The organism is Pseudoalteromonas sp. NZS127_1, from assembly GCF_015864295.1.
Lineage (GTDB): Bacteria > Pseudomonadota > Gammaproteobacteria > Enterobacterales > Alteromonadaceae > Pseudoalteromonas > Pseudoalteromonas arctica.
Map to the genome: position 1 here is coordinate 137,716 of NZ_JADYXO010000003.1, position 20,684 is coordinate 158,399.

At 37.0% G+C, this 20,684-nt stretch carries 18 protein-coding genes; 14 read left to right on the forward strand and 4 right to left on the reverse strand.

The window, feature by feature from the left end; genetic code table 11:
- Positions 1–26 precede the first annotated feature (26 nt).
- The gene (locus tag I6F50_RS05015) at positions 27–521 is read left to right on the forward strand and encodes a YgjV family protein (RefSeq protein ID WP_165727627.1); all 495 of its coding nucleotides are present in this window, start codon (positions 27–29) and stop codon (positions 519–521) included.
- Positions 522–560: 39 nt separating this feature from the next.
- On the opposite strand, the gene I6F50_RS05020 is transcribed toward I6F50_RS05015, so the two are convergent.
- Positions 561–1,076, reverse strand: coding sequence for an NUDIX hydrolase (locus tag I6F50_RS05020; RefSeq protein ID WP_165727626.1), 516 nt, complete (start codon positions 1,074–1,076; stop codon positions 561–563).
- Between the two features lie 224 nt (positions 1,077–1,300).
- On the opposite strand from I6F50_RS05020, the gene I6F50_RS05025 reads away from it, so the two are divergent.
- The 6 genes from I6F50_RS05025 to I6F50_RS05050 all read left to right on the forward strand — a co-directional run bounded on the left by I6F50_RS05025 (position 1,301) and on the right by I6F50_RS05050 (position 7,825).
- Entirely contained in the window at positions 1,301–2,641 is a 1,341-nt protein-coding gene (locus I6F50_RS05025) for a sigma-54 dependent transcriptional regulator (protein ID WP_165727625.1), read from the forward strand.
- 14 nt (positions 2,642–2,655) lie between these two features.
- Positions 2,656–2,865 carry a histidine kinase dimerization/phospho-acceptor domain-containing protein gene (locus tag I6F50_RS05030; protein ID WP_166420498.1) on the forward strand — a complete coding sequence of 70 codons (210 nt, stop codon included), beginning with the start codon at positions 2,656–2,658 and terminating at the stop codon, positions 2,863–2,865.
- Between the two features lie 35 nt (positions 2,866–2,900).
- The gene (locus tag I6F50_RS05035; protein WP_197175436.1) at positions 2,901–4,385 is read left to right on the forward strand and encodes an ATP-binding protein; all 1,485 of its coding nucleotides are present in this window, start codon (positions 2,901–2,903) and stop codon (positions 4,383–4,385) included.
- Positions 4,386–4,847, forward strand: a complete 462-nt coding sequence (locus I6F50_RS05040; protein WP_165727623.1) for a response regulator — start codon at positions 4,386–4,388, stop codon at positions 4,845–4,847.
- Positions 4,848–4,857: 10 nt separating this feature from the next.
- A complete protein-coding gene (locus I6F50_RS05045) occupies positions 4,858–6,825 on the forward strand; it encodes a response regulator (protein ID WP_197175438.1) in 1,968 nt (655 codons plus the stop codon).
- Positions 6,826–7,204: 379 nt separating this feature from the next.
- A complete protein-coding gene (locus I6F50_RS05050) occupies positions 7,205–7,825 on the forward strand; it encodes a fumarylacetoacetate hydrolase family protein (protein ID WP_165739611.1) in 621 nt (206 codons plus the stop codon).
- On the opposite strand, the gene I6F50_RS05055 is transcribed toward I6F50_RS05050, so the two are convergent.
- The 3 genes from I6F50_RS05055 to I6F50_RS05065 form a co-directional block, all read right to left on the reverse strand.
- Positions 7,776–8,699 (reverse strand): ABC transporter substrate-binding protein, encoded by a 924-nt coding sequence (locus tag I6F50_RS05055; RefSeq protein ID WP_165727620.1) that lies wholly within the window; start codon positions 8,697–8,699, stop codon positions 7,776–7,778. The genes I6F50_RS05050 and I6F50_RS05055 overlap by 50 nt on opposite strands.
- A gap of 116 nt (positions 8,700–8,815) precedes the next feature.
- Positions 8,816–9,868, reverse strand: coding sequence for an aldo/keto reductase (locus I6F50_RS05060; RefSeq protein ID WP_165739615.1), 1,053 nt, complete (start codon positions 9,866–9,868; stop codon positions 8,816–8,818).
- 9 nt (positions 9,869–9,877) lie between these two features.
- Positions 9,878–10,312, reverse strand: a complete 435-nt coding sequence (locus tag I6F50_RS05065) for a thioesterase family protein (RefSeq protein ID WP_010553137.1) — start codon at positions 10,310–10,312, stop codon at positions 9,878–9,880.
- Between the two features lie 808 nt (positions 10,313–11,120).
- Here I6F50_RS05065 and I6F50_RS05070 point away from each other — a divergent pair.
- The 7 genes from I6F50_RS05070 to I6F50_RS05100 all read left to right on the forward strand — a co-directional run bounded on the left by I6F50_RS05070 (position 11,121) and on the right by I6F50_RS05100 (position 20,554).
- Positions 11,121–12,353: a site-specific integrase gene (locus tag I6F50_RS05070; protein ID WP_197175440.1), complete on the forward strand. Its 1,233-nt coding sequence runs from the start codon at positions 11,121–11,123 to the stop codon at positions 12,351–12,353.
- A gap of 1 nt (position 12,354) precedes the next feature.
- Positions 12,355–14,637 (forward strand): hypothetical protein, encoded by a 2,283-nt coding sequence (locus I6F50_RS05075; RefSeq protein ID WP_231612976.1) that lies wholly within the window; start codon positions 12,355–12,357, stop codon positions 14,635–14,637.
- 11 nt (positions 14,638–14,648) lie between these two features.
- Positions 14,649–17,420, forward strand: coding sequence for a hypothetical protein (locus I6F50_RS05080; protein WP_231612977.1), 2,772 nt, complete (start codon positions 14,649–14,651; stop codon positions 17,418–17,420).
- Positions 17,410–17,967 (forward strand): hypothetical protein, encoded by a 558-nt coding sequence (locus tag I6F50_RS05085; RefSeq protein WP_197175446.1) that lies wholly within the window; start codon positions 17,410–17,412, stop codon positions 17,965–17,967. The genes I6F50_RS05080 and I6F50_RS05085 overlap by 11 nt, the downstream gene beginning before the upstream one ends.
- 799 nt (positions 17,968–18,766) lie before the next feature.
- The gene (locus I6F50_RS05090) at positions 18,767–19,096 is read left to right on the forward strand and encodes a hypothetical protein (RefSeq protein WP_197175448.1); all 330 of its coding nucleotides are present in this window, start codon (positions 18,767–18,769) and stop codon (positions 19,094–19,096) included.
- A gap of 619 nt (positions 19,097–19,715) precedes the next feature.
- Positions 19,716–19,985, forward strand: a complete 270-nt coding sequence (locus tag I6F50_RS05095) for a hypothetical protein (RefSeq protein WP_197175450.1) — start codon at positions 19,716–19,718, stop codon at positions 19,983–19,985.
- A 95-nt stretch (positions 19,986–20,080) separates the two neighbouring features.
- A complete protein-coding gene (locus tag I6F50_RS05100) occupies positions 20,081–20,554 on the forward strand; it encodes a hypothetical protein (RefSeq protein ID WP_197175453.1) in 474 nt (157 codons plus the stop codon).
- The last annotated feature ends 130 nt before the right edge of the window (positions 20,555–20,684 follow it).

Genomic DNA, 20,684 nt, shown 5'->3' on the forward strand with positions numbered 1-20,684 from the left:
AGACTGCTGCTTTTTCAGGAGTCACTATGTTTTTATTTGCTCAGTGCTTGGTAGCCATCGCTACTTTATTAGATTTAGCTTCTTTTCAGTTTAAGTCTCGTTCGCTTATTTTAATGTGTTTATTTAGTTCTGTTTTACTTACGTCAGTTCATTTTTTTATGCTTGGCCATGCTAGTGCGGGCAGCTTAATGCTAATTGCTGCAATACGTTATTTATATTGTGTATTTGCTCGAAAAACATGGGTAATGTTGGCGTTTATGTTACTTAGTTGCTTAGCCGTTTATATTACTTGGTATAGCTGGCTAAGTGGTTTGGCACTTGCTGCAACACTTATTCAGACTTTTGCCTCATTTCAAAAAAATGATCTGTATTTACGCTTAATTATGGTGGTGGGTACATCGCTTTGGATAAGTCATAATATATTAGTAGGCTCGCCGGTTGCGGTATTAATGGAAAGCCTATTTATGGCCAGTAATTTAGTAGGGCTATATCGGTTTTATACCCCTAAAAAATTAGCTTAGGGGTCGGTATATTTCGTTTTCTAAACAGGTAAGTAGACGTTAAAAAAGCTGTTCAGCAATCTTTTTAAGTAAGTAGGTTTCTCGCAAAATAGAAAGCCCTTGTTTTTCGCTGTTGGCAAGCGTGCGCTCGTTATGTGCAATTGCATCATTAATATTGACCCATTTAGCAGTCATGCCATTTTGTTGCTCGTAATGTTCAAGCTGGGCTTTACCAAGTTCGTCGGCAATATTACATACGTAGCAATACGATTTTATATGGATAATGTCAAAATCGTCTTTATACCAAGGGCGATACTCTTCGTAGAGTCCAAAGGCTTTTACTACACTTATTTGCTGTGCACCGGTTTCCTCATTTAGTTCGCGTATTAAGCCTTGCTCAATGCTTTCGCCTTCATCCACGCCACCACCGGGCAAGCTATAATCTTCATAGCGGTTTGTGTACATTAAAAGTATTTTACTATTTTTAATTACAATGGCACGCCCTGTTATGCGAGTAAATTGAGTGCCTTGGTCGATATTAATACCTGAATGAATCAGGGTTTTTAATTGCTGCATTTCATCTCCTTTGTGGGATGTTCATATTATCAGTTACTATCATTGTGTGAATAGGAACGATTTAAATTATTTTTTATGATCGATTTTTTTAAGCATACGTAAATATTGAGTTGGTAACATAAGTAGCATCAAATCACTTAATTATTTAAGCTATAAGGTTTTAAGTACGCCTTTAAATTAGTATTTATGATGCGTAGAATAAGAAAAAAGCATAGGGATTTATCATGTTAAACATACTTTTAGTAGATGATGACGTCGAGTTTAGTGACGTTGTATGCCACATAGTCGAATTCCTCGGCCACAATATAAGCACCGCCACCAGTTTAAAAGAAGCACATCAATGGTTTGAAAATAATACCTTTGACCATGTGCTGTTAGATTTTATGTTGCCAGATGGCAGCGGCCTGCATTTACTCGATCATTTAAAAATGATTGGGCAATCTCCAAAAATTACACTTATTTCGGGCCACCCTTCAGTGAAGGGTATTTTAGCTGAAATGTGTGAGCCAAATGTTGGGCATTTATTAAAGCCATTACAACGCGAAGATTTAGAACTGGTTTTAAATGGCCCTAAAAAAGCAGTTAAAAAAGCAAAGTCGAGTGGTATAACGCGTCACTTTGGTGGCTTAATTGGCGAATCAGAGGTAATGCACAAGCTTTACAACATGATTGAACGCGTTGCTAAAACAAATGCTAACGTGATGCTCATGGGTGAAAGTGGTGCAGGTAAAGAAGTTGTAGCTCAAGCTATCCATAACGCCAGCCAGTGTGAAGGCCCGTTAGTGGCGAGTAACTGTGGTGCGCTTTCAAAAGAGTTAATTGGTAGTGAATTATTTGGCCATGAAAAAGGCGCTTTTACCGGTGCTATAGCTCGTAAAGAAGGGGTATTTGAGCAATCAAATAACGGTACTTTATTTTTAGATGAAGTAACCGAAATGCCAATTGATATGCAGCCAAATTTACTGCGAGTGCTTGAAACTAAAAAAGTAACGCGCGTCGGTGGTAACAGAGAAATACCAACAAATTGCCGTGTTATTTCAGCCACTAACCGCTCGCTTACCGATTTAGCGCAAAATAATATTATTCGTGAAGATATTTACTTTAGGCTAGCGGTTTTTCCTATTGATATACCGCCACTTCGCGATAGAAAAGAAGATATTCCTTTATTAGCTAAAGCGTTTTTAGATCAACTTAATGACGAAAATGGCACTGCCTTTAGTTGGACGCCAGCACAGCTTAAAGAGTTGCAAAGCTATGAATGGCCGGGTAACGTGCGCGAAATTCGCCATGCGATACACCGTGCATTTATTATGAGTGATCCGCAAACTAGCGATATTATTTTGCCTGATAATTTAGAATCGCCGTTTTCGCGTGTTAATAATCAAACTGCAGAAAAGCCAGTATCGGCAGGGCAAACAATTGAAGAAGTTGAAAAAGAACTTATTCATGCAACGCTTGATAAAGTGCAAGGTAATAAAACACTTGCTGCGCAAATGTTAGGTATTAGTACAAAAACACTTTATAACCGCCTTAATGCGTATGGCGGTATTGGCGAATATAAATAGATCTGAGGAAGGGTATGACATCAGACAATAAAACAGAGCAGCTTAATAAATTAGTACACGATGCAAGAGGGCCGCTAAATCGTATTTCGATGAATGCCGAGCTTATTAAATTGGTACTTGAAAACGATATGCCAAAAGAAAAAGCGTTAGATGCACTTGATAAAATTATCAATAATTGCCAACAGTGCAGCGAAAGTTTACAAAAAATATCAGACTCTCAATAAATACAGTGTTGTTTAAACACTAACTCGGGAAGCTAATGAACAAGCAAAAACATCAAAGCAAAGCGAATATTACTTGGGCAGCTTTTATAGTTGTTGTGTTGAGTATTATTGTAGGTAACGCATTTTTAGCATTGAACACTATTCAAGGTTTAACACAAACCCAAAAGAGTTTAGACAACACAAGTATGCTGACAACGGCAATTGAGCAATTGCATTTATCTATAGTGCAGGCTGAGTCGGGTCAACGTGGTTATTTATTAACTGAAGAGGCTGATTATTTAACGCCTTACTATGATGCGATTGGGCAAATACAGGCACAAACGGATCATGTTAAATCGCTCCACTCTGAAATTGATGGCCAAGCAGATCGTATTGCTCAGTTACTAGTGCTTGTAGATAGTAAAATTAACGAGCTTAAAAAAACCGTTAACCTTGCACTTGATGATAGAGAAAGACGTGCATTGTATGTGCTAAATACACATAAAGGACGAGATCTTTATAGGCAAATCCGTGAACACGTAAATGAAATACAAGACCGCGAATTACTTTTCAAAGTGAGTCATTTTTCTAAGTTAGCAAAGATAAAAAATGAGGCTAAAATTACGTTTGCTATAACGGCAATAACAAGTGCACTACTTATTATTGGTATGTTTATTATGACGCGCCTTAATTTAAGAAATTCAGCACAGTATCGTTTTGAGCTTGAAAAACAAAACGAAACACTAGCAACGAAAGTGTCTGAACGTACGCAAGAGTTAACGTTGTATTCTGACGAGTTGAGCCGAAGTAACCGAGAGCTTGAAGAGTTTGCTTTTGTGGCGAGCCATGATTTACAAGAACCACTTAGAAAAATTCAAGCCTTTAGTGACCGCTTAGAAACAATGTTTAAAGATGAACTTGGTGAAAAAGGGATTGATTACATTGGCCGTATGAAAAATGCAGCTCAACGTATGTCTAACTTAATAAACGACCTATTAGAGTTTTCGCGTATAGCAACGCGTGGTAAAGACTTTGACGATACAAATTTAAACGAAGTGGTAACCGATATATTAAGTGATTTAGAAATTGCGATAGATGAGTCTAATACACAAGTAGATGTAGAAGACTTACCGGTTATTCAGGCTGATAAAAGCCAAATGCAGCAATTGTTTTTAAATTTGTTGTCGAATGCGGTGAAATTTAGACGCCCAGATGTAAGTCCACATATTAAAATTAGTTACCAGCATGAAAATATATTTAGTGCTGATCATAATACCGAATTAAGTTTTCAAGTTATTACAATAGAAGACAATGGCATTGGTTTTTCACAAGACTACGCCGATAAAATATTTGTACCGTTTCAGCGTTTACATGGCCGCTCAGAGTATAAAGGCACGGGTATTGGCCTTTCTGTATGTAGGCGTATTGTGGAGCGTCATGGCGGAACAATTACAGCCCAAAGTAAAGACGGTGAAGGTGCAACTTTCACCATAAAACTACCTGTGGAAGCTGCGCTTTTCACATTGCAAGGAGAGGCTTAAATGCCCTATACAAAAGTAAAACCGATTACTATTTTAATGGCAGATGATGATGAAGATGATCGTTTATTAACACAAGATGCCCTTGCCGAAAGCCGTGTACTTAACGAACTTCACTTTGTTGAAGATGGTGTTGAGTTACTTGAATACTTAGAGCGTAAAGGTAAGTTTGAAGACAAGACAACATCGCCTCGCCCAGGGCTTATATTGCTTGATTTAAATATGCCTAGAATGGATGGCCGTGAAGCGCTTGAAGCAATTAAAGCAAACCCTAACTTAAAGGGTATTCCGGTTGTAATTTTAACTACGTCTAAGCAAGAAGAAGACATGGTTAAAGGGTATAACCTAGGCGCTGCATCTTACATTACAAAACCTGTAACGTTTGATGGCCTAGTTGATTTAATGAAAACACTTGGAAAATACTGGGTAGAATTTGTAGAGCTACCGACAACATTTAACGATTAAAGGAGATTGTATGTTAGATAAAGTGACTCAGTTGCTGCTTGTAGAAGATGATGAAGATGATTACATACTCACCTGCGACTATCTGGACCAATTGGATTCACACACGTTTAACATTCAATGGATAAGCTCCCCAGAGCAGGCAATTGAAACGCTTAGCAAAAATGAGCATGACATTTGCCTGCTTGATTACCGCTTGGGTGCATCTAATGGTTTAGATGTATTAAAAGAGGCCATTGCGAATGGTTTTAGCGGCCCTATTATTATGCTTACCGGGCAGTCAAACGACGAACTAGATTCGGCGGCACTTGATGCTGGCGCGGTAGATTATTTAATAAAAACAGAAATGAGCTCTAGCCGCTTTGCGCGTGCTATTCGCTATGCTTTGGCGCGTAAAGATGTTGAAGGTGAGCGAGTAGAGCGTTTAAAAGCCGAAGCAGAAAACCGTTCTAAAGACCGATTTTTAGCGCATTTAAGCCACGAATTACGAACTCCTCTATCGTCTATTTTAGGTTATACCGAGCTATTAATGCAGAGCGACTTTAGTCAGCAAGCAGAAAATGAGTTAGGTGTAATTTATCGAAACGGTAAACACTTATTGAGCCTATTAAACGATGTGCTCGACTTGTCTAAAATAGCAGCCGATAAGTTAGAGCTAACCTTAAGTGAAGTTAACCTTGATAGCATGCTTGCCGATGTATACACGTTAATGCGCGTATCGGTGCTTGATAAGGGGCTTACGCTGCGCTTTGAATCTCATCAGCCATTACCTTTAGTTGCACGACTTGATGCAACAAGAGTTCGCCAAATTTTAATAAATTTAATAAATAATGCGGTTAAGTTTACCGATAAAGGCGAAATTGTTGTTAATGCGTGGACGCAATGGGTTAATGACACTGAAATGCTATTTTTTAGTATTAAAGATTCAGGAATGGGTATAGCCCCTGAAAAACAAGAACTGATATTTAAACCGTTTGAGCAAATAGCTGATGTAGAATCGCGCTCTGTAGGTGGTGCAGGTCTTGGCTTAGCAATATGTGCTGAGCTGTTAGCGCGTATGCGCGGTGATATTAGTTTGCACTCTGAAGTTGGTAAAGGCTCTACGTTTACTATTTCGGTTTACCCCGGTGATATTAGTGAAGAAGAGCGCCAAGTACTTAACTTTAGCAGTGCTCCGCAACTACAAAGTAAACTGGCTCCTTGTAAAGTGCATGGGCGAGTATTAGTAGTTGATGATTTACGTGATTTACGCATGCTAGTTGGTCATATGATCAGTACCTGCGGTGCACGAGTTGATTATGCCGAACATGGCCAACAAGCGCTTGAAAAAGTGCGTATTGCAGATGCGTATAAAGCGCCTTACGACATTATTTTTATTGATATTCATATGCCTGTAATGGGCGGCAAGGAAGCTACCATAGAGCTTAGAAAAATGGGTTACAAAGGCCCAATAATCGCGCTCACTGCCGCTACTATGAAAGGCATACATGAGGAGCTTGCTGCACTAGGCTTTAACGATGTAATACCAAAACCTGTTGATAGCGCGGCTTTATATCAATGTTTGCAAGATTATTTGGTAGCGCCAGAGCATGCACCACAAGCTAAAGATATAAATTGTAGTAAGGGCTTAACCGAGAAAAAGCAGCGCTTTTTACTTGTTGAAGACGATCACGATGCAGCGCAAATTACGCAGCTACTTTTAGAAAGTCTAGGCGTTGAAACCGTCATTGCGTCTAGCTGCGCACAATGTTTGCAAATACTTAATCACGACCAGCAATTTAATAAGGTATTGTTAGACATGCATTTACCCGATGGGCGTGGCATTGATTTAGGCCAGCAAGTTAATGAGCGATATCCAGAGCTACGTTTAGTAATTGTAAGTGGGGCAGAGCCAGATCCTAAAGAAATAAAAGATTTAAATATTGATCGAGTTTTACTTAAACCTATTAATTTGAGCTTGCTTGAAACGCTTATTAGTTAGGGCCTGTTTATCTTTCGAGGTTAAATTTGCAGCAGTCTGTTTGGTATTTAGGCAAGGCAGAGCCTATACAGTGTGGTCTATTCCCCATAAATAGGCGATAACGTAGCATTAATGCCAAACAGGCGCTGCCAAAGGGTTCTTCCTAGGGGCTATTTACTCTTTGTTGCCTACATGGATTTAGGTAAGGGGCGTGAGCAGGACGCGGAAGCTTTGCTCGGTTTTTACTTATTCTTACATGGATGTAAGTCAGTAGAATAACGCAGGAGCAGTTATCGAGCCCACTAGGTTACAAACCTCGCGCCGCGATTAAATAGCCCCTAGATTGAACAAACTTTAATCCTGAAAGGTCAACAGGTCCAATAACTGAGACATTATTTATATGCATTCAATAAAGTTAGTATCTGAAGAATTAACACCATCAAAAGTAGTGTGTGTTGGCCGTAATTATACAGCACACATTGCAGAGCTAAATAACGAAACGCCAGATCAAATGGTTTTATTTAACAAACCAAATAGCGCAATTACTAACACGTTATTTGCAGCTCACAACGGCGATACGTTGCATTATGAAACCGAGCTATGTTTTGTAGTTAAAAATAAAAAATTTGTAGGTGTTGGACTCGGCCTTGATTTAACTAAGCGTACTGTGCAAAGTAAATTAAAAAATAAAGGGCTTCCATGGGAGCGCGCTAAAGCGTTCGACGGCTCTGTAATTTTAACTGATTTTGTAGCGCTAACTGATGCAATGAAGCACTTTACCTTTGAACTTAAAATTAATAATAAAGTAGTTCAGCAAGGCGATACTCATTTTATGCTGCATAATCCGGACTCAATTTTACAAGAAATTAGTGAATTTATGAGCTTAGAAGATGGTGATGTAGTAATGACCGGCACACCGTCGGGCGTAGGCGAGGTAACAGCTAAAAGTATTTTTGCTGTGGCACTTTATGCTAATGATCAGTGCTTGCTTGAGCATCAGTGGCAAGTAAGTAAAAATTAATAACTTGCTGTTGGTAGTGTTGATCAAAGTCGGCAAAGGTAGTTTTAAGCCAATTATGCTGACTTTGTTGATACTCAGGCGATTGTAGTACATTGTTTTTTAGTGCGCGGTTAATTTTTTTAAGCGCTTGCTGTGCAAAATTATTAGGTGCGTTAGCCGCACAACCTATTGCTCCTCGTATAAATTGAATGTCATTTTCTGCAATTGGTACACTCTCTATATTCGTATATTCCCCTTGTTTATTAAAGTAATCGGCCATAAACGGGTAATCAATTGAGTAGTCTAAAAAGCCATGACTCAAGCGTGCTATAACAGCCTGACTTTCATTTTCGCTACTCCAACTTAACGACGATTCTTTATCTTGTTTTGTGTTTTCAATAATTGTATTAATTTTAGTTGTAAATTTACGTGCAGCCGCTTGGCCGTATACGTATTGCGGGTCGGTTAATAAATTAATCAAATGAATAGGCGAGCCGTGCTTTTCTTCTAATTTGGGCTTTAGCTCTTTAGTCGTGATAATTGAAAATGGGGGATATACCGTTGTTGGATTTGAGTAGTTAAGTAGTTGGTTATTATGCTTTTTATAAATAACACACGGGAAGCATACGCTTTTTCCTTCACTTAAATATTTATTTATACGCTGCTGAGGGACAATTAAGCGGGTATGTTTTACATCTGTTATGGTTCTAATGAGTTGCTCGGTTAGGTTGTCGCAAATACCGCCTTGGGGTGCACTTTCGCTTTTAGCTATATGAAAAGGGGGCGTGTAACTTTGTAGCCAAATAATTTCTTCTAGAGGCTGTAATTTTTGTTCAACAGCATGCGCGTTAAATACAATTAATAAGCAAAATGCATAGTATCCGTTTTTCAGCATTGATAAGTGTTCGTTGAATTAAGAAAACTTAATAAAAGTATAGTGTTGGTTGTAGTAGGGTCAAATATTTTAGTTAAAAAGCAACCTCATTCAAGGCTGCTTTAACTCATACATGCTTAATAAGGCATCGGATGGTTTCTAAATATAGTGTTAATATCACTAAGAATTTCGTCGCTTAACGTGATGTTAAATGCATCAATATCTTCTTTTAATTGGGCTATGCTTGTTGCACCAATAATTGAAGAGGTTACGCCATCTACTTGGTTGCACCATGCGAGTGCTAGTTGTGCTGGAGTAATATTGTTTGCATGAGCCAGCTCAACATACTGCTTAGTGGCTTGCTCTGCATTGGGTGTATCTCTAAAAATACCGTTGCGCTGCATGAAGGTCCAACGAGATCCTTCTGGGCGCGCGCCGTTTAAGTATTTACCCGTTAATAAACCAGCCGCTAGAGGTGACCATGGTAAATACGCAATATCTTCATGAACACATTGTTCTATTAAATACGGCCAATCTTTAGCGTGCGCTAGGCTAAACTCATTTTGAATAGATACCATACGCGGTAAGTTATGCTCTTTGGCCAAACTTAAAAACTGGCTTATACCCCATGGCGTATCGTCAGATAAACCGCAGTGCTTAATTTTACCTGCTTTAACACATTCATTAAGGCCCTCTAGAATATCAAGCATACTAGCTTGCTGCTCTTGTGTATTTACGTCGGTAAATTTAAGAGTGCCGGGCCATTGTCTGCCAAAGTGCGGGGTAGAGCGGTTTGGCCAATGCAGCTGATATAAATCAATGTAGTCGGTTTTAAGGCGCTTAAGTGAATCGTCTACGGCTTCTATTACCGTTTGGCGCGTAATATTGCCACCATCACGTACCCACGATAATCCATTGCCTGCAATTTTTGTAGCAAGTACCACATCGCTGCGCTTTTGCTGATTACGCGATAGCCAATCGCCAATAATTTCCTCAGTTTTACCATAGGTCTCTGGAGAGGGCGGTACTGCATACATTTCGGCTGTATCAATAAAGTTTACGCCTTGCTCTAGCGCATAGGCTATTTGTTCATCAGCATCGCTTTGAGTATTTTGTTTACCCCAAGTCATACTGCCTAAACATACTCTTGAAACGTTAATACCACTGCTGCCAAGTGGGCTGTATTGCATGAGAATTCCTTATTGCTCGTCTTGAGAGTAGCTAACTAACGCCGATAAAAGAGGCTCTGCAATGAGGGCTTTTTGGCCTGTTTCAAAATCAAACATAACCACTTTTGAAGTGCCTGTGGTTGTTATAGCGTTTTGTGCGTGACTAAATACGGTGTAATTCATAACAAACCGGTCTGTTTTTATATCAGAAATAGTAACACCGACTGTAAGCGTATCTGGGAATGTAACTGGGCGTTTATAACGAATGTTATTTTCGCTTATTACCGGGCCCACGCCATTAGGGCTTATTGTATCGAACAGATTTATTTTATTTAAGAAGTCGATTCGGGCTATTTCAAAGTAACGTAAATACACTACATTATTTACGTGTTGTAGTGCATCCATATCAGCCCACGCTACGGTGATGTCGGTATGGATAGGGTGCTGATCTTTAAACGTTTGCATTATTTATTGGCCCTTAATTTTAAAGTGCTTAGATTATCAACATGGGGTTACGAGCTCAAGGTAATTAATGGCATGTTTTTTTATAAGATGATTGTACCTATTTAATTTTAGGTCTACAGTTAAATTACACAGACAAACACAAAAACACACAGAGGTAGAAATATGCAGAACATAATTAATTGGTCCTTAGCTTGTTTGGTTTTTATAGCCTCTTTTACCTGTTACGCAATGGGTAACGAATCAGGCGCTATTATTTTGATGTTAGCAGGGTTTTTTTTCGAGGTTATGTTTTGGTTGCGCGGTTATAAAGAGCAAGAAGGTAATAAGCGCTTTTTTTAATCGCTAACTAGGGCCTGTTGACCTTTCAGGATTAAAATTTGTTCAATCTAGGGGCTATTTAATCGCGGCGCGAGGTTTGTGACCTAGTGGGCTAAGTAAAAACCGAGCAACAAAGAGTAAATTGCCCCTAGGCAGAACCCTTCGGGCAGCGTATGTTTGGCATTTGTGCTACGTTATCGCCTATTTATGGGGAATAACCACACTACATAGGCTCTGCCTTGCCTAAATACCAAACATACTGCTGCAAATTTAACCTCGAAAGATAAACAGGCCCTAGGCTTGCTTATCACATTTGATTCTATAATAATGACTGTATAAATAACCAGTTGTTGTTGTGGTGATGAAGAAGTTTATTCACATAGACATGGATTGCTTTTAAACTCAGGGGTGTATTCTTACGGTTTTAAATGTAAGTTAAATTATCTCTGCTACTCTTAAGTTATAGAGAGTAACTTAGGGTTGTTTTTAAATGCAGAGGTTTCATGATAAGAAATATAATAAGCATTGGATCTACTTAGATGATAACAATACACCTTTAATTTTACCTTGTCTTTACGCTCGATATATAACTCAGCGAGGGGTATATATTGAGCTCAAAGTAAAAAAAGATAGAATTACTAATCAAATCATCCATTTTTTTGAGGAAGTAGAAACTTCTTTCGACGGGCAGTATGTTCGTTGTAATCAGCTTGGCCTTTTCTTAGATTGGGTTTGTATGCAATCTCTATCAGGCTCTCAAATGTCCTTAACTAACCATACTGCTTTGCCTAGTGATGTTATTAATGGATATATAAATAACTACCTTATTAAAACTCAAGGTAAGAGTGAAGCTGCTGTTTCTAAAGCTGTTTACTCCTTGAAAAGTTACTTCAATTGGTTAAGTTATTTCTTTGATAATAAATATAAAAATATTTTTGTGTTTTCATCTCACCGAACACTATCAAGAGCCAATAACAAACAATGCTTGCTTGTTAAATACCTTCTACCTGCAACTAGAGAGCTATTATACCGCAGAGCAGGGACACTACTCGAAGAAATTATACTGCGAACTGGCGGTGACTTAGGTTGTCGGACTAAAGAAAATCAAGGCTTTTTACTAAAAGATTTTACTGCAAACCAGAAAAAACACAGTGGTCTATTGAGCTTATTCTCTGAATTAGAAAAAAAAGCCGATAAACATGAATTTGAATACCATCTCTCTTCTCTATATACCAAATATGGACGTTCAAGGACTCTTTATATACCAAGGTTTTTACTAGAGAAAATGCAACGCTACTATTCTACTGAAAGACCAATTACCAACTCCAATAATCTATTTGTCTCTAACGCCAATAATTACTCAAAGGGATGCGTTTTATCCTCTGAATATGGTTCTAGGACATTTCATAAAGTTTTACTTAAAGTTATCAACAGTATAGATGAAAATCCCGAATTATATACAGGTTGCCAGATCCTCGAAAGAGGGGCTGTTTACCATCACTTGCGACACTCGTTTGGGACGGATGTATTTTACGAGCAGTGCAGGAATAGTGGCAAAAATTTTGAGTCAATCACCACTGAGTCTGCAACTTACATTGAGACAGCTAGGCGTATGGGCCATAAGGTAGATGGCTATAGTTCGAATCAAACAACCAAATTATATATACATTCTTGCGGTTATAAAGAGCGTTTACTAAAACTGGTTGTTAATGGAGAACAATAAGATGGAAGATTCAGAGAAAAAAGTTCGGAAACCAAAAAGCTCTGATTATTATGAGCAACTTCTTCAATCGGAGTTTAATCATAAAGAGTTTGTAGATGAATTTAAATACCCACTTGAGGCACGAGAAATTATAGTCCGTAAAACCTCAAAATTGATCAAACTAAAAATTAGAATGACCGACACCAACAACCCAGATAAAGAGGTTTTATATAAATTTATTGTTGCAGCATATAACTACGCTTATTTTGATAAATCAGCGGCACTTTCAGCCAAGCAATTCTTTTTAAGTATTGCTCCTCGTTTTGTGGAATGGTTAAACATCGCAGTGGTAACAAACCGTTTTGAGATCCTGAAAGAGTATGAAGAATATCAATTTGATAAAATGAGTAATCATGGTGGGGTAAGTGGGCTTATCTCACTGAAGACATTATTTTGTCATGCATTAGATAAATCAATTGAGCTACATGAAGCGCTAACTTCATCAGAGCTCAGCTACTTATACGAGCTTAGGAAAACAAAAGCTAGTCCTAACTTGAATAAAACACAAATATCTTTAGCAAGTTACTTTGGTTCAATCAGTTGGTTAAGACGTGATGATGTGGGAATAGGACATGAGTTGTATAATGTATTAGCTTCACCGAACCTAACTGTTAAATCATTAAGCTTAACTGCATCTACGGTTATTAATGTACTGGCTAAATATAAGCAGGAGTTACATAGCTTTTTCAAGTCAGAGGGAGTTGATTTTTCCTTATTTTTAATTCCTAAAAACCTCTCTCATACAAAAAAAAGAAAGTTTGTTGGGAGTACAATATATCGACTGCTTTCTGCTTACCATAGAATGAAAACCCCTAGCTGCGTGCTAAAAGGGGCTTTAGAAGTAGTATTATTATCAAATTCGAATAACTTCAAATCTTTCCAATTTTTACTATCAGCTTTAGCTTCTAAAACGCAATGTGATGACCTCTTTACTAGTCAATCGCAATTTAAGGGAGAGGTCAGTTCTGTATTTTGCGCAGGTACTTGTTCTCAGGTTATGCCAGGTAACTTATTTAGCTTTGAAGTGTTGCAACAAATTACTCTTGATAAATTCTCCCCCCCTGCAACCGTAATAGAAGAATTAATGTTTTCATGGTTGATGGCATCTCAATGTGTTCAACCTTTTGACATACCAAAGCTTACGGTAGGATCTTTTCGCCTGTTGAAGGTTGGAGGCAAAGTTAGAAATGTTGAATGTGAATACTTTAAAGGCCGGGCAAAGGTATTTCATACAACCCGCTCTCTTTCTGTTAGTACTCTTGAAGGTGAAGCACTAGTATCATATTTGTCTTTAAGAAAAGAAAGTGAGTATCTTGTTGAAAAAAGGGCCCTTGGAATTAGTAATGGGGTTAACTCACTAGTTGGTACTCTTTATTGCCTATTAACGACAAGAGTATTGTCAAGCTATTTGATTGAACACCATCGTAAGCTAGATAATATACCATTGTCTATGCCTAGAGCATTAATTTCATTGATTAAAAATACTGGTGGTTACGCTGGTATTGAGGGGGGCCCATATAATGGTCTTTTAGTTGAAGATGCATCAAAACCTGTGGCAACAACAAATTTAACTTGCCCAGTTACACTCTTTGGTTTCCAGGCTATAAAAAATAGCGCTGTACATGCTTTTAGTGACCCTTACACGCTTAATTACCTCATTAATAAAAACTCACACTCTAATCAAACTGAAAAGCGGCATTATTTGAATAGTGAGAATGAAAACTGGATTAATTCAGCAGGACGTATAACTAGAGAAGTCATGTTGGACTTAATTAATAATGTGTATGATCTAGATTTTGAAGATTTAAATACCAAGGGTAAGAAAGAAGCTGTTGAGCGGTTTAATAGTGAATTCATGTCAGTAACACAAAGTGTGTCTTATAAAGCGGGTGAGATGTTATCTAGACTTAGAATTATAACCGGACAAAATAAAGGTGTAATTGATGAAGTGGGAGTATCAGCTCTCGATAGTGTTGAGGATACACCAAAATTATCCTTTTTATATGTCATAGATAGTGCTGTTGTTGCATGGAAAATGTTCAATTATTTACACGAATTTAAGAAGCATTATAAAAAGTTATTATCCCGAAACTCTGAATACCTTTATAAGACAGTTTTGCCTACTGTAGAGTGGGCAGAACATACTCTGAGTCAGTTGAGTAAAGAAAGTCAAGAGGCTGGACAGGCCATATTCGAGAATGCAATTAAAAACCGCGTTGTAGTTAGTGTTTTTCATTCTATTTAATGAGGTTTAATATGAAATTAAATTTTTCTACAACTGCATATGAAATGTTTTGGGAAGATCAAAATCAAAAGCTGCTTTCACACCCTTGTTTTATAAAGGAAAAAGGAACGATTTTCGATGATGTATTCTATTTTAAACACCACAATATAAATAATGTTACAGAAATTAATTTTTCATTGTTTGACATGCCTCACATTAATTCAAGTGGATCTGCAACTTTAAAAATAGGGGGAGATGTATACCCACTGTCAGCTAAAGAATATGCCAAATTATTTTTTATCGCTACTATCCCCAAAAATAATGTATACGGTATTACTTCTATTTTACAAATAGTAATACATATTTTTGCTTTCCTAAACTTCCATAAAGCTCTATATCTAAGTTCAAATAAATTAGAAGATTTTTGGATTTCATATTTAAGTGAGTCAGTTAACGAAAATGGATTTTATAATCGTTTATCTCCTCCGAGCTTTAGTGCAGCTATCAAGTTTATACCTCTTGCCATTACAAGAAACAAACTTAAAGCGCTAGGTGTTATTGGTGTCATAGATAATAATATTACGCAAAAAAAGGTTGAAATCATACTAGATAATGTATGCCAATCACAGTTAGGTATAACACTGAGTGAATATAGATTAGGGGGGAGTTTTAACTTTTTAGGTTTAGAGCTTGGGCAGTACTTTATTGATTATTTAAGATTGGTTTACCAAAAAGATTACTTATATATGGTCATATGTAAGAAAACCATTAAAAAAGTAGCTGAGACCTACAATAGAGTTTTGGATTCAAAGTTACACGTCAGGATAAACGATGTGGTGGTAGCTTCGTTAACTCATCACAAATTAGACCCCCATAAGAAACACACAAAAGGTATTAATCACAAAGACTTATTTAATGAGGTGCAAGAAATTGCATTCAGCGAGTATCAAAAGCTGTTTGAGAGTGCCATGTCGCTCAATGAAAAGTGTATCAAAGAGCTAGTAATCAAGCTCGGTCTTGGTATGCGGTTCGATGGAGTTGAAATAATTCGTATTTTAATGCTCGCAAAGTTTTATGATTTGGGTGTGCACAAATCACCAACAGAGATATGGGATAGTTATTTAGCTTCACTCGATAAGACTTTTATTGAAAGTCATAAATTAGCTGAAGTGACTATTGAATGCGTCTATGAACAAATGCAAGGCATAATTTTACCAAAAAAACTGAAAAAAGCGGAGTTTTTGCGAACCCTTGAATGTTTCGGTGATAAGATTCTAAAAAAAGGTTTAAGGCCTGATTATAGATCTTTTAAGGCTACATTGAATAATATTGTTCATGCTATGACTACCCTTGTTGCTGCTTGGCTAGGTTATCGAAAAAGTGAGTTTGGTTTTCCGTTAAATGCAATTCAAATAGAACCAAACATAGATATTCTTGATAGTTCACATATACCATTTCGTTTTAAGTTAAGTTGGCTTGTTCCAAAAACGCATGGGAAAACTAAAATTAAGAGAGAAATTACTTCGCAGTGCTATCAAATCGCAGCACAGCTAAGTAATTTATTCAGTGCTTCAGGCGGCACCCCATGTTTGTATGAATGCGGTGCAGGGAAGAAAGTGACGAATCAATCTGAGATGTTTATTGAAAGAAGGGTAAAGGCAAACTGGCAAGATTTTGTGCATAGTTATCAGCCTTTTAATGATGCTCTTAAGTTAGAACTATTGAACTCTAAAAATGTGGGGTCTATGAACAGTGATGAGTTGAAAGATTTTGATCGATTACGTCACATGTATGATCCCCGAAGCGCTCGGTATAAGCATCTACTATCTACAGCAAAAGAGGTAAAACGGGATTGGACAAGATTGTCTTGCACTTCATTTTCTAGTGCTCGAGCCCAAAAAGATTTTAAAGCGTCAATAAAATCTTTTATATCCGTTGGTTTCACCCACAACGAGTTACATCAAAAGTTAATAGAAACTAACTTTTCTGAAAAAACAAAAAAATTGCTTCGCTCCGGAACTGTGGTTTTAGACAACAAAGCTATGAATGATATTGTTAATGAATTGCTAGTGGGAGTTCGTTATCCATCTTCACATGCATTGAGACATATTTGGGCTGAAGCCGTATTAACTCGATATCATGGTGATATAGGCGCAGTGATTCAGCATCAATTTTGTCATTTAGATAGCTCGTTCTTTATGGCGTATCTTCGAAATAAAGACGTTCGAGGCTTAATGAAAGGTGCAAGTCAACGTTATCTTAATTCTATTGTAGATTCGTTACTCATTGATTCAGATAAAGTAGGGCAAGAGTATATTGGTGGTTTTGCTCATTATGTCAAAAAAGCTGTTGCTCTTACTAAGCCAGTAAGTGTAGATGAGTTTAATACATTAAGGTCGAGTATCAACGAGCGTATCATTAGTATTCAGCCAAGCATTTTTGCTATATGTATTCCTAGAGATAGCGGTGAAATAAGGGCTAAATGCGCCAAATTTGGCAGTATTAATCCACAAGATGCCAAACCAGAGTTTTGTTTGAATTGCACTAATGCTGTTATCACATCTGGAAACTTAAGAGGTATTTGGACAACAATTCAACCGATGGTGAAAGAAGCTCTCAACGAAAATACGTTAGGTTTCATGCTGGAATCACATTTACCTACTTTACGCTCAGGCTATAAGCGAATAAAGCAACTACAATCATCAAACTCGGAAGCAGTGGCGAAAATTTTAGGGGCTATCGAAACTGCAATCAGGACAATTGAATTAAAGCTTCAGCAAGAGAGTACAATATATGGCAAATGATCATATTGACTTGGATGAGCTAATTGGAGAAAAATTCCTAGAAACTCTCGATGATAAATATATTCAGTCTCATGCACCCGAAAGACCGTCGTGGGTAATTGATGATGAGGATCATACTACATATAAGTCTTGGCAAATTATTTTGATAATTAAAGAAGAAAAAGAAGAAAAAATCAGAAATTTTGGAAAAGTTGCTAATAATAAAACACAAAGATCTTTGTATAAAATATTAAAGTCTGAAGTTGCAGAAAAAATGGAGATTAGTTCTCAAAGTATCTTCAGAACTTCAAAGTTTAGCCCTTCAATTCTTGAGTTTTTTGATGAAATAAATTTCTCCTTGTTAGAGTTGTATGAAAAAGAGCAAATTAAGCAAAGAAATAGACAAAAAAATACGGGGATTCGGTCTCAAAAGAAACAAGCTATTGTGAGGAGTCACCAAGATATCGAAAACGAATTAAATCAACTTAAAGCACGAACAACTAAAGAAGTGCTCGATTTGGCTATAGATAAAATGCCATTAGATTACAGGCTAAAACTTGGCCTATAGAATAAATGTATAGAAATATGCGCTTTTAGTAATTAGAGCAAGTTTATATAAATTGTCATATTCCACACTGAGTAAGGTGACTCACATGGACTGTCTTGCGTATATAGACGAAAGTGAATGTTGTTATTCTATTTGTTTACTCAGTGGTGGTAGAGTGATTTTGGGTATCCATTAAGAAAGAAATGTTATGCTAATAAGGATACAAATTTGGGTAAAAAATGACTAGATCAAAGCGCGGAACGTATTCAGCGGCAGTTAACCCAAACGCCTCCTATATTGGATTTTTAGCTATACCTTCTAGGCACTTGATGAGTTCTGTAAAGGTTAAAATTCCATAAGGAATGTTGTTGAGGGAAATGAACGCTCCGAGTAATAAATTGCTATCGGATTCAGAATAGTATTAAGTTTATCGACGATGATTAACCATATACTTATTTGTGCCTTTTTTCATGTGTACTCGTTAAAAATATGAATTTTGGAGTAAAACCTTATAGCAAACTGACCTCCGTGGACGTTAGCGTTTGTTTTTGTAATCGTCATAATTTCGCCACCCATACAAAAGAATACTTTTACATAGTGGGCTATAATTGCCATAAGGAAATATGTTTTCTAGTTTTTCTGTCATAACTATATAAGCCCTTAGAGTAAGCCTGTAGAAGCCCCGAAAATATTGAACGGAGTAGCTAATTCAAACAACAGTCTCTTTTTTGAATTTTAAGAAAGAAGTACTTTTTTATTTAGAGAAACGTATGTTTCTATAAAAATTAATTTTATTAACAACTTAAATAGGAATTAGTTGATGTTTTCAAGGTGCAAGCCTGAAGGTTGGGTTGTTTTAACATTTCAAACAGTCGATGATAAACCTTGCTATGTGTTGTTTTGTTCGTGGAGAAATAATGATGAATGGAGAGTAAGTTCAGGTTCAATGGTTCTACCTCACTTATCATCATGTGAGGATTATTGGATTTGGCCTCAAATATCAGGCTCTACATACGAGCTCCCCATTGATCAAGAAAATGGCTTCACCTTCTACACTGGCGCTGTATTAGACGGTTTGTTAGCAAAAGGGTACCGCGATGGCATACAGCTAAAACGCATTGCCCTTGAAGATATTATAGAAGATAAATAAGGCGCTCAGCGTCTTCTAATTTGTCTATCTGTTTTACTTTTGAAGGTAGTAGGCTCTAACATAACGTTAGGTACTTAAGGGTTTTGACGAAGCAAGCGTAAGGAGTACCATGCTGTAAATGTCATTAGCTCTGCACTAAAAGCTAATTATTGAATGCACTAAAAGCTAATGGTGTTACGAGAAAGCGAGAATCAGAAGACTCTTTTCATCCCGCTAAGTGAAGGTTTGGACTTACCAGCTTTCACTAGACACCAGCTTATAACCTTAAAGTAAAAGACAGAAGTAAACTTCCGGTTTGTAAGCCTTTACTGCTAAATTTCGGGAGTAAACTTCCGTTTCTAGGGCTTCGAAGGTAGTTATCGGAAATATATACTTCTGTTTTTTGAAAGCGTTAACCTAGGTGGCGGTATGAGCCACTTTTCGGGATCTTATTTGAGCAATATATAGTCTTTTAGTGAATCGTCATTAACTCAGTAAGAATAAGAGGAGACTTTCCTCTTTTTTATATGTTTATATAAACTACATAAAACACAATGTTTATAGCTGGTAATAACTTACACGATTTTGACTTTTCAGAGAGGGAGCTGAGAGTCGAGCTAAGTGTGTAGAATTTGGAGATATGGCACCTCATAATGCAAAACCTGAATTCTGCTTAAACTGTTCAAATGCGGTCATTACAAGCGAAAATATAAGAGGGATTTGGTTAACGATACAGCCTTTTGTTAAAGAAGCTTTAAATGAAAATATTCCGAGGTTTATGATAGAGCATCATATGCCCTTATTACGTTCAGGTTATAAAAGAATAAAACAACTCGAGAATTCCGATAACCAAAACAACATATTGAAAATTTTAAATATGATAGAAAAGGCAATTTCTAATATTGAATAGAATGTTTATAAAATGCAGGTTTAGATGTCGAATGAATTAGATGAGCTGATGACTTTCTTTCCGGCTTAGATAGCCCAAGCAACAATAATGAAGGATTGTTAGATAAGCCATCTTGGGTAAGAGGTGATATTGGACATACAACATTTAAAACTTGGAGAGCGGTTTTAGATCTCCAAGCGATAAAAGAAAAAAGTATCAAGAATTATGGAAAAGTAGCTGACAGAAAAACACCGAAGTCGTTATATCAAATAATAAAATCAGAGGTTGCTGAGATAGTTGTTATAAAGTCACAAAGCTTATTTCGTACTTCAGGTTTTAGTGATGATATTAGAGTTTTTTTTGATGATGTTAACTCAGATCTACTAGAGCTCTTTGAAATAGAACAAAACAAGCAAAGACTACGAAGAAAAAGATCAGGTGTCCGGAGTAAGTGTAAACCTGAGTTAGTTGATGATATGCAGGTATTAAGGAAAAAGGTAGAAGAGCTTGAATGTCAAACAGTTAAAGACACGTTAGATCTGATGCTACAAAGAATGCCATTAGATCTTAGGCGAAGGTTGGGTATATAATCTAAGTTAATCCGACCGCTCTATATTTGCCATAATTGTCCAAGAACACTATATCTTGTTTTTTGAATCTAAAACCTGTAAGTCATAAATTACATTGGCTAAAGAAAGTTATTGAACAGAGGTACATAAG

Excerpts from the sequence above, each read along its gene's own strand:
- I6F50_RS05015 (WP_165727627.1), top strand. The coding sequence starts at position 27 with ATGTTTTTATTTGCTCAGTGCTTGGTAGCCATCGCTACTTTATTAGAT.
- I6F50_RS05020 (WP_165727626.1), bottom strand. The coding sequence starts at position 1,076 with ATGCAGCAATTAAAAACCCTGATTCATTCAGGTATTAATATCGACCAA.
- I6F50_RS05025 (WP_165727625.1), top strand. The coding sequence starts at position 1,301 with ATGTTAAACATACTTTTAGTAGATGATGACGTCGAGTTTAGTGACGTT.
- I6F50_RS05030 (WP_166420498.1), top strand. The coding sequence starts at position 2,656 with ATGACATCAGACAATAAAACAGAGCAGCTTAATAAATTAGTACACGAT.
- I6F50_RS05035 (WP_197175436.1), top strand. The coding sequence starts at position 2,901 with ATGAACAAGCAAAAACATCAAAGCAAAGCGAATATTACTTGGGCAGCT.
- I6F50_RS05040 (WP_165727623.1), top strand. The coding sequence starts at position 4,386 with ATGCCCTATACAAAAGTAAAACCGATTACTATTTTAATGGCAGATGAT.
- I6F50_RS05045 (WP_197175438.1), top strand. The coding sequence starts at position 4,858 with ATGTTAGATAAAGTGACTCAGTTGCTGCTTGTAGAAGATGATGAAGAT.
- I6F50_RS05050 (WP_165739611.1), top strand. The coding sequence starts at position 7,205 with ATGCATTCAATAAAGTTAGTATCTGAAGAATTAACACCATCAAAAGTA.
- I6F50_RS05055 (WP_165727620.1), bottom strand. The coding sequence starts at position 8,699 with ATGCTGAAAAACGGATACTATGCATTTTGCTTATTAATTGTATTTAAC.
- I6F50_RS05060 (WP_165739615.1), bottom strand. The coding sequence starts at position 9,868 with ATGCAATACAGCCCACTTGGCAGCAGTGGTATTAACGTTTCAAGAGTA.
- I6F50_RS05065 (WP_010553137.1), bottom strand. The coding sequence starts at position 10,312 with ATGCAAACGTTTAAAGATCAGCACCCTATCCATACCGACATCACCGTA.
- I6F50_RS05070 (WP_197175440.1), top strand. The coding sequence starts at position 11,121 with ATGCAGAGGTTTCATGATAAGAAATATAATAAGCATTGGATCTACTTA.
- I6F50_RS05075 (WP_231612976.1), top strand. The coding sequence starts at position 12,355 with ATGGAAGATTCAGAGAAAAAAGTTCGGAAACCAAAAAGCTCTGATTAT.
- I6F50_RS05080 (WP_231612977.1), top strand. The coding sequence starts at position 14,649 with ATGAAATTAAATTTTTCTACAACTGCATATGAAATGTTTTGGGAAGAT.
- I6F50_RS05085 (WP_197175446.1), top strand. The coding sequence starts at position 17,410 with ATGGCAAATGATCATATTGACTTGGATGAGCTAATTGGAGAAAAATTC.
- I6F50_RS05090 (WP_197175448.1), top strand. The coding sequence starts at position 18,767 with ATGTTTTCAAGGTGCAAGCCTGAAGGTTGGGTTGTTTTAACATTTCAA.
- I6F50_RS05095 (WP_197175450.1), top strand. The coding sequence starts at position 19,716 with ATGGCACCTCATAATGCAAAACCTGAATTCTGCTTAAACTGTTCAAAT.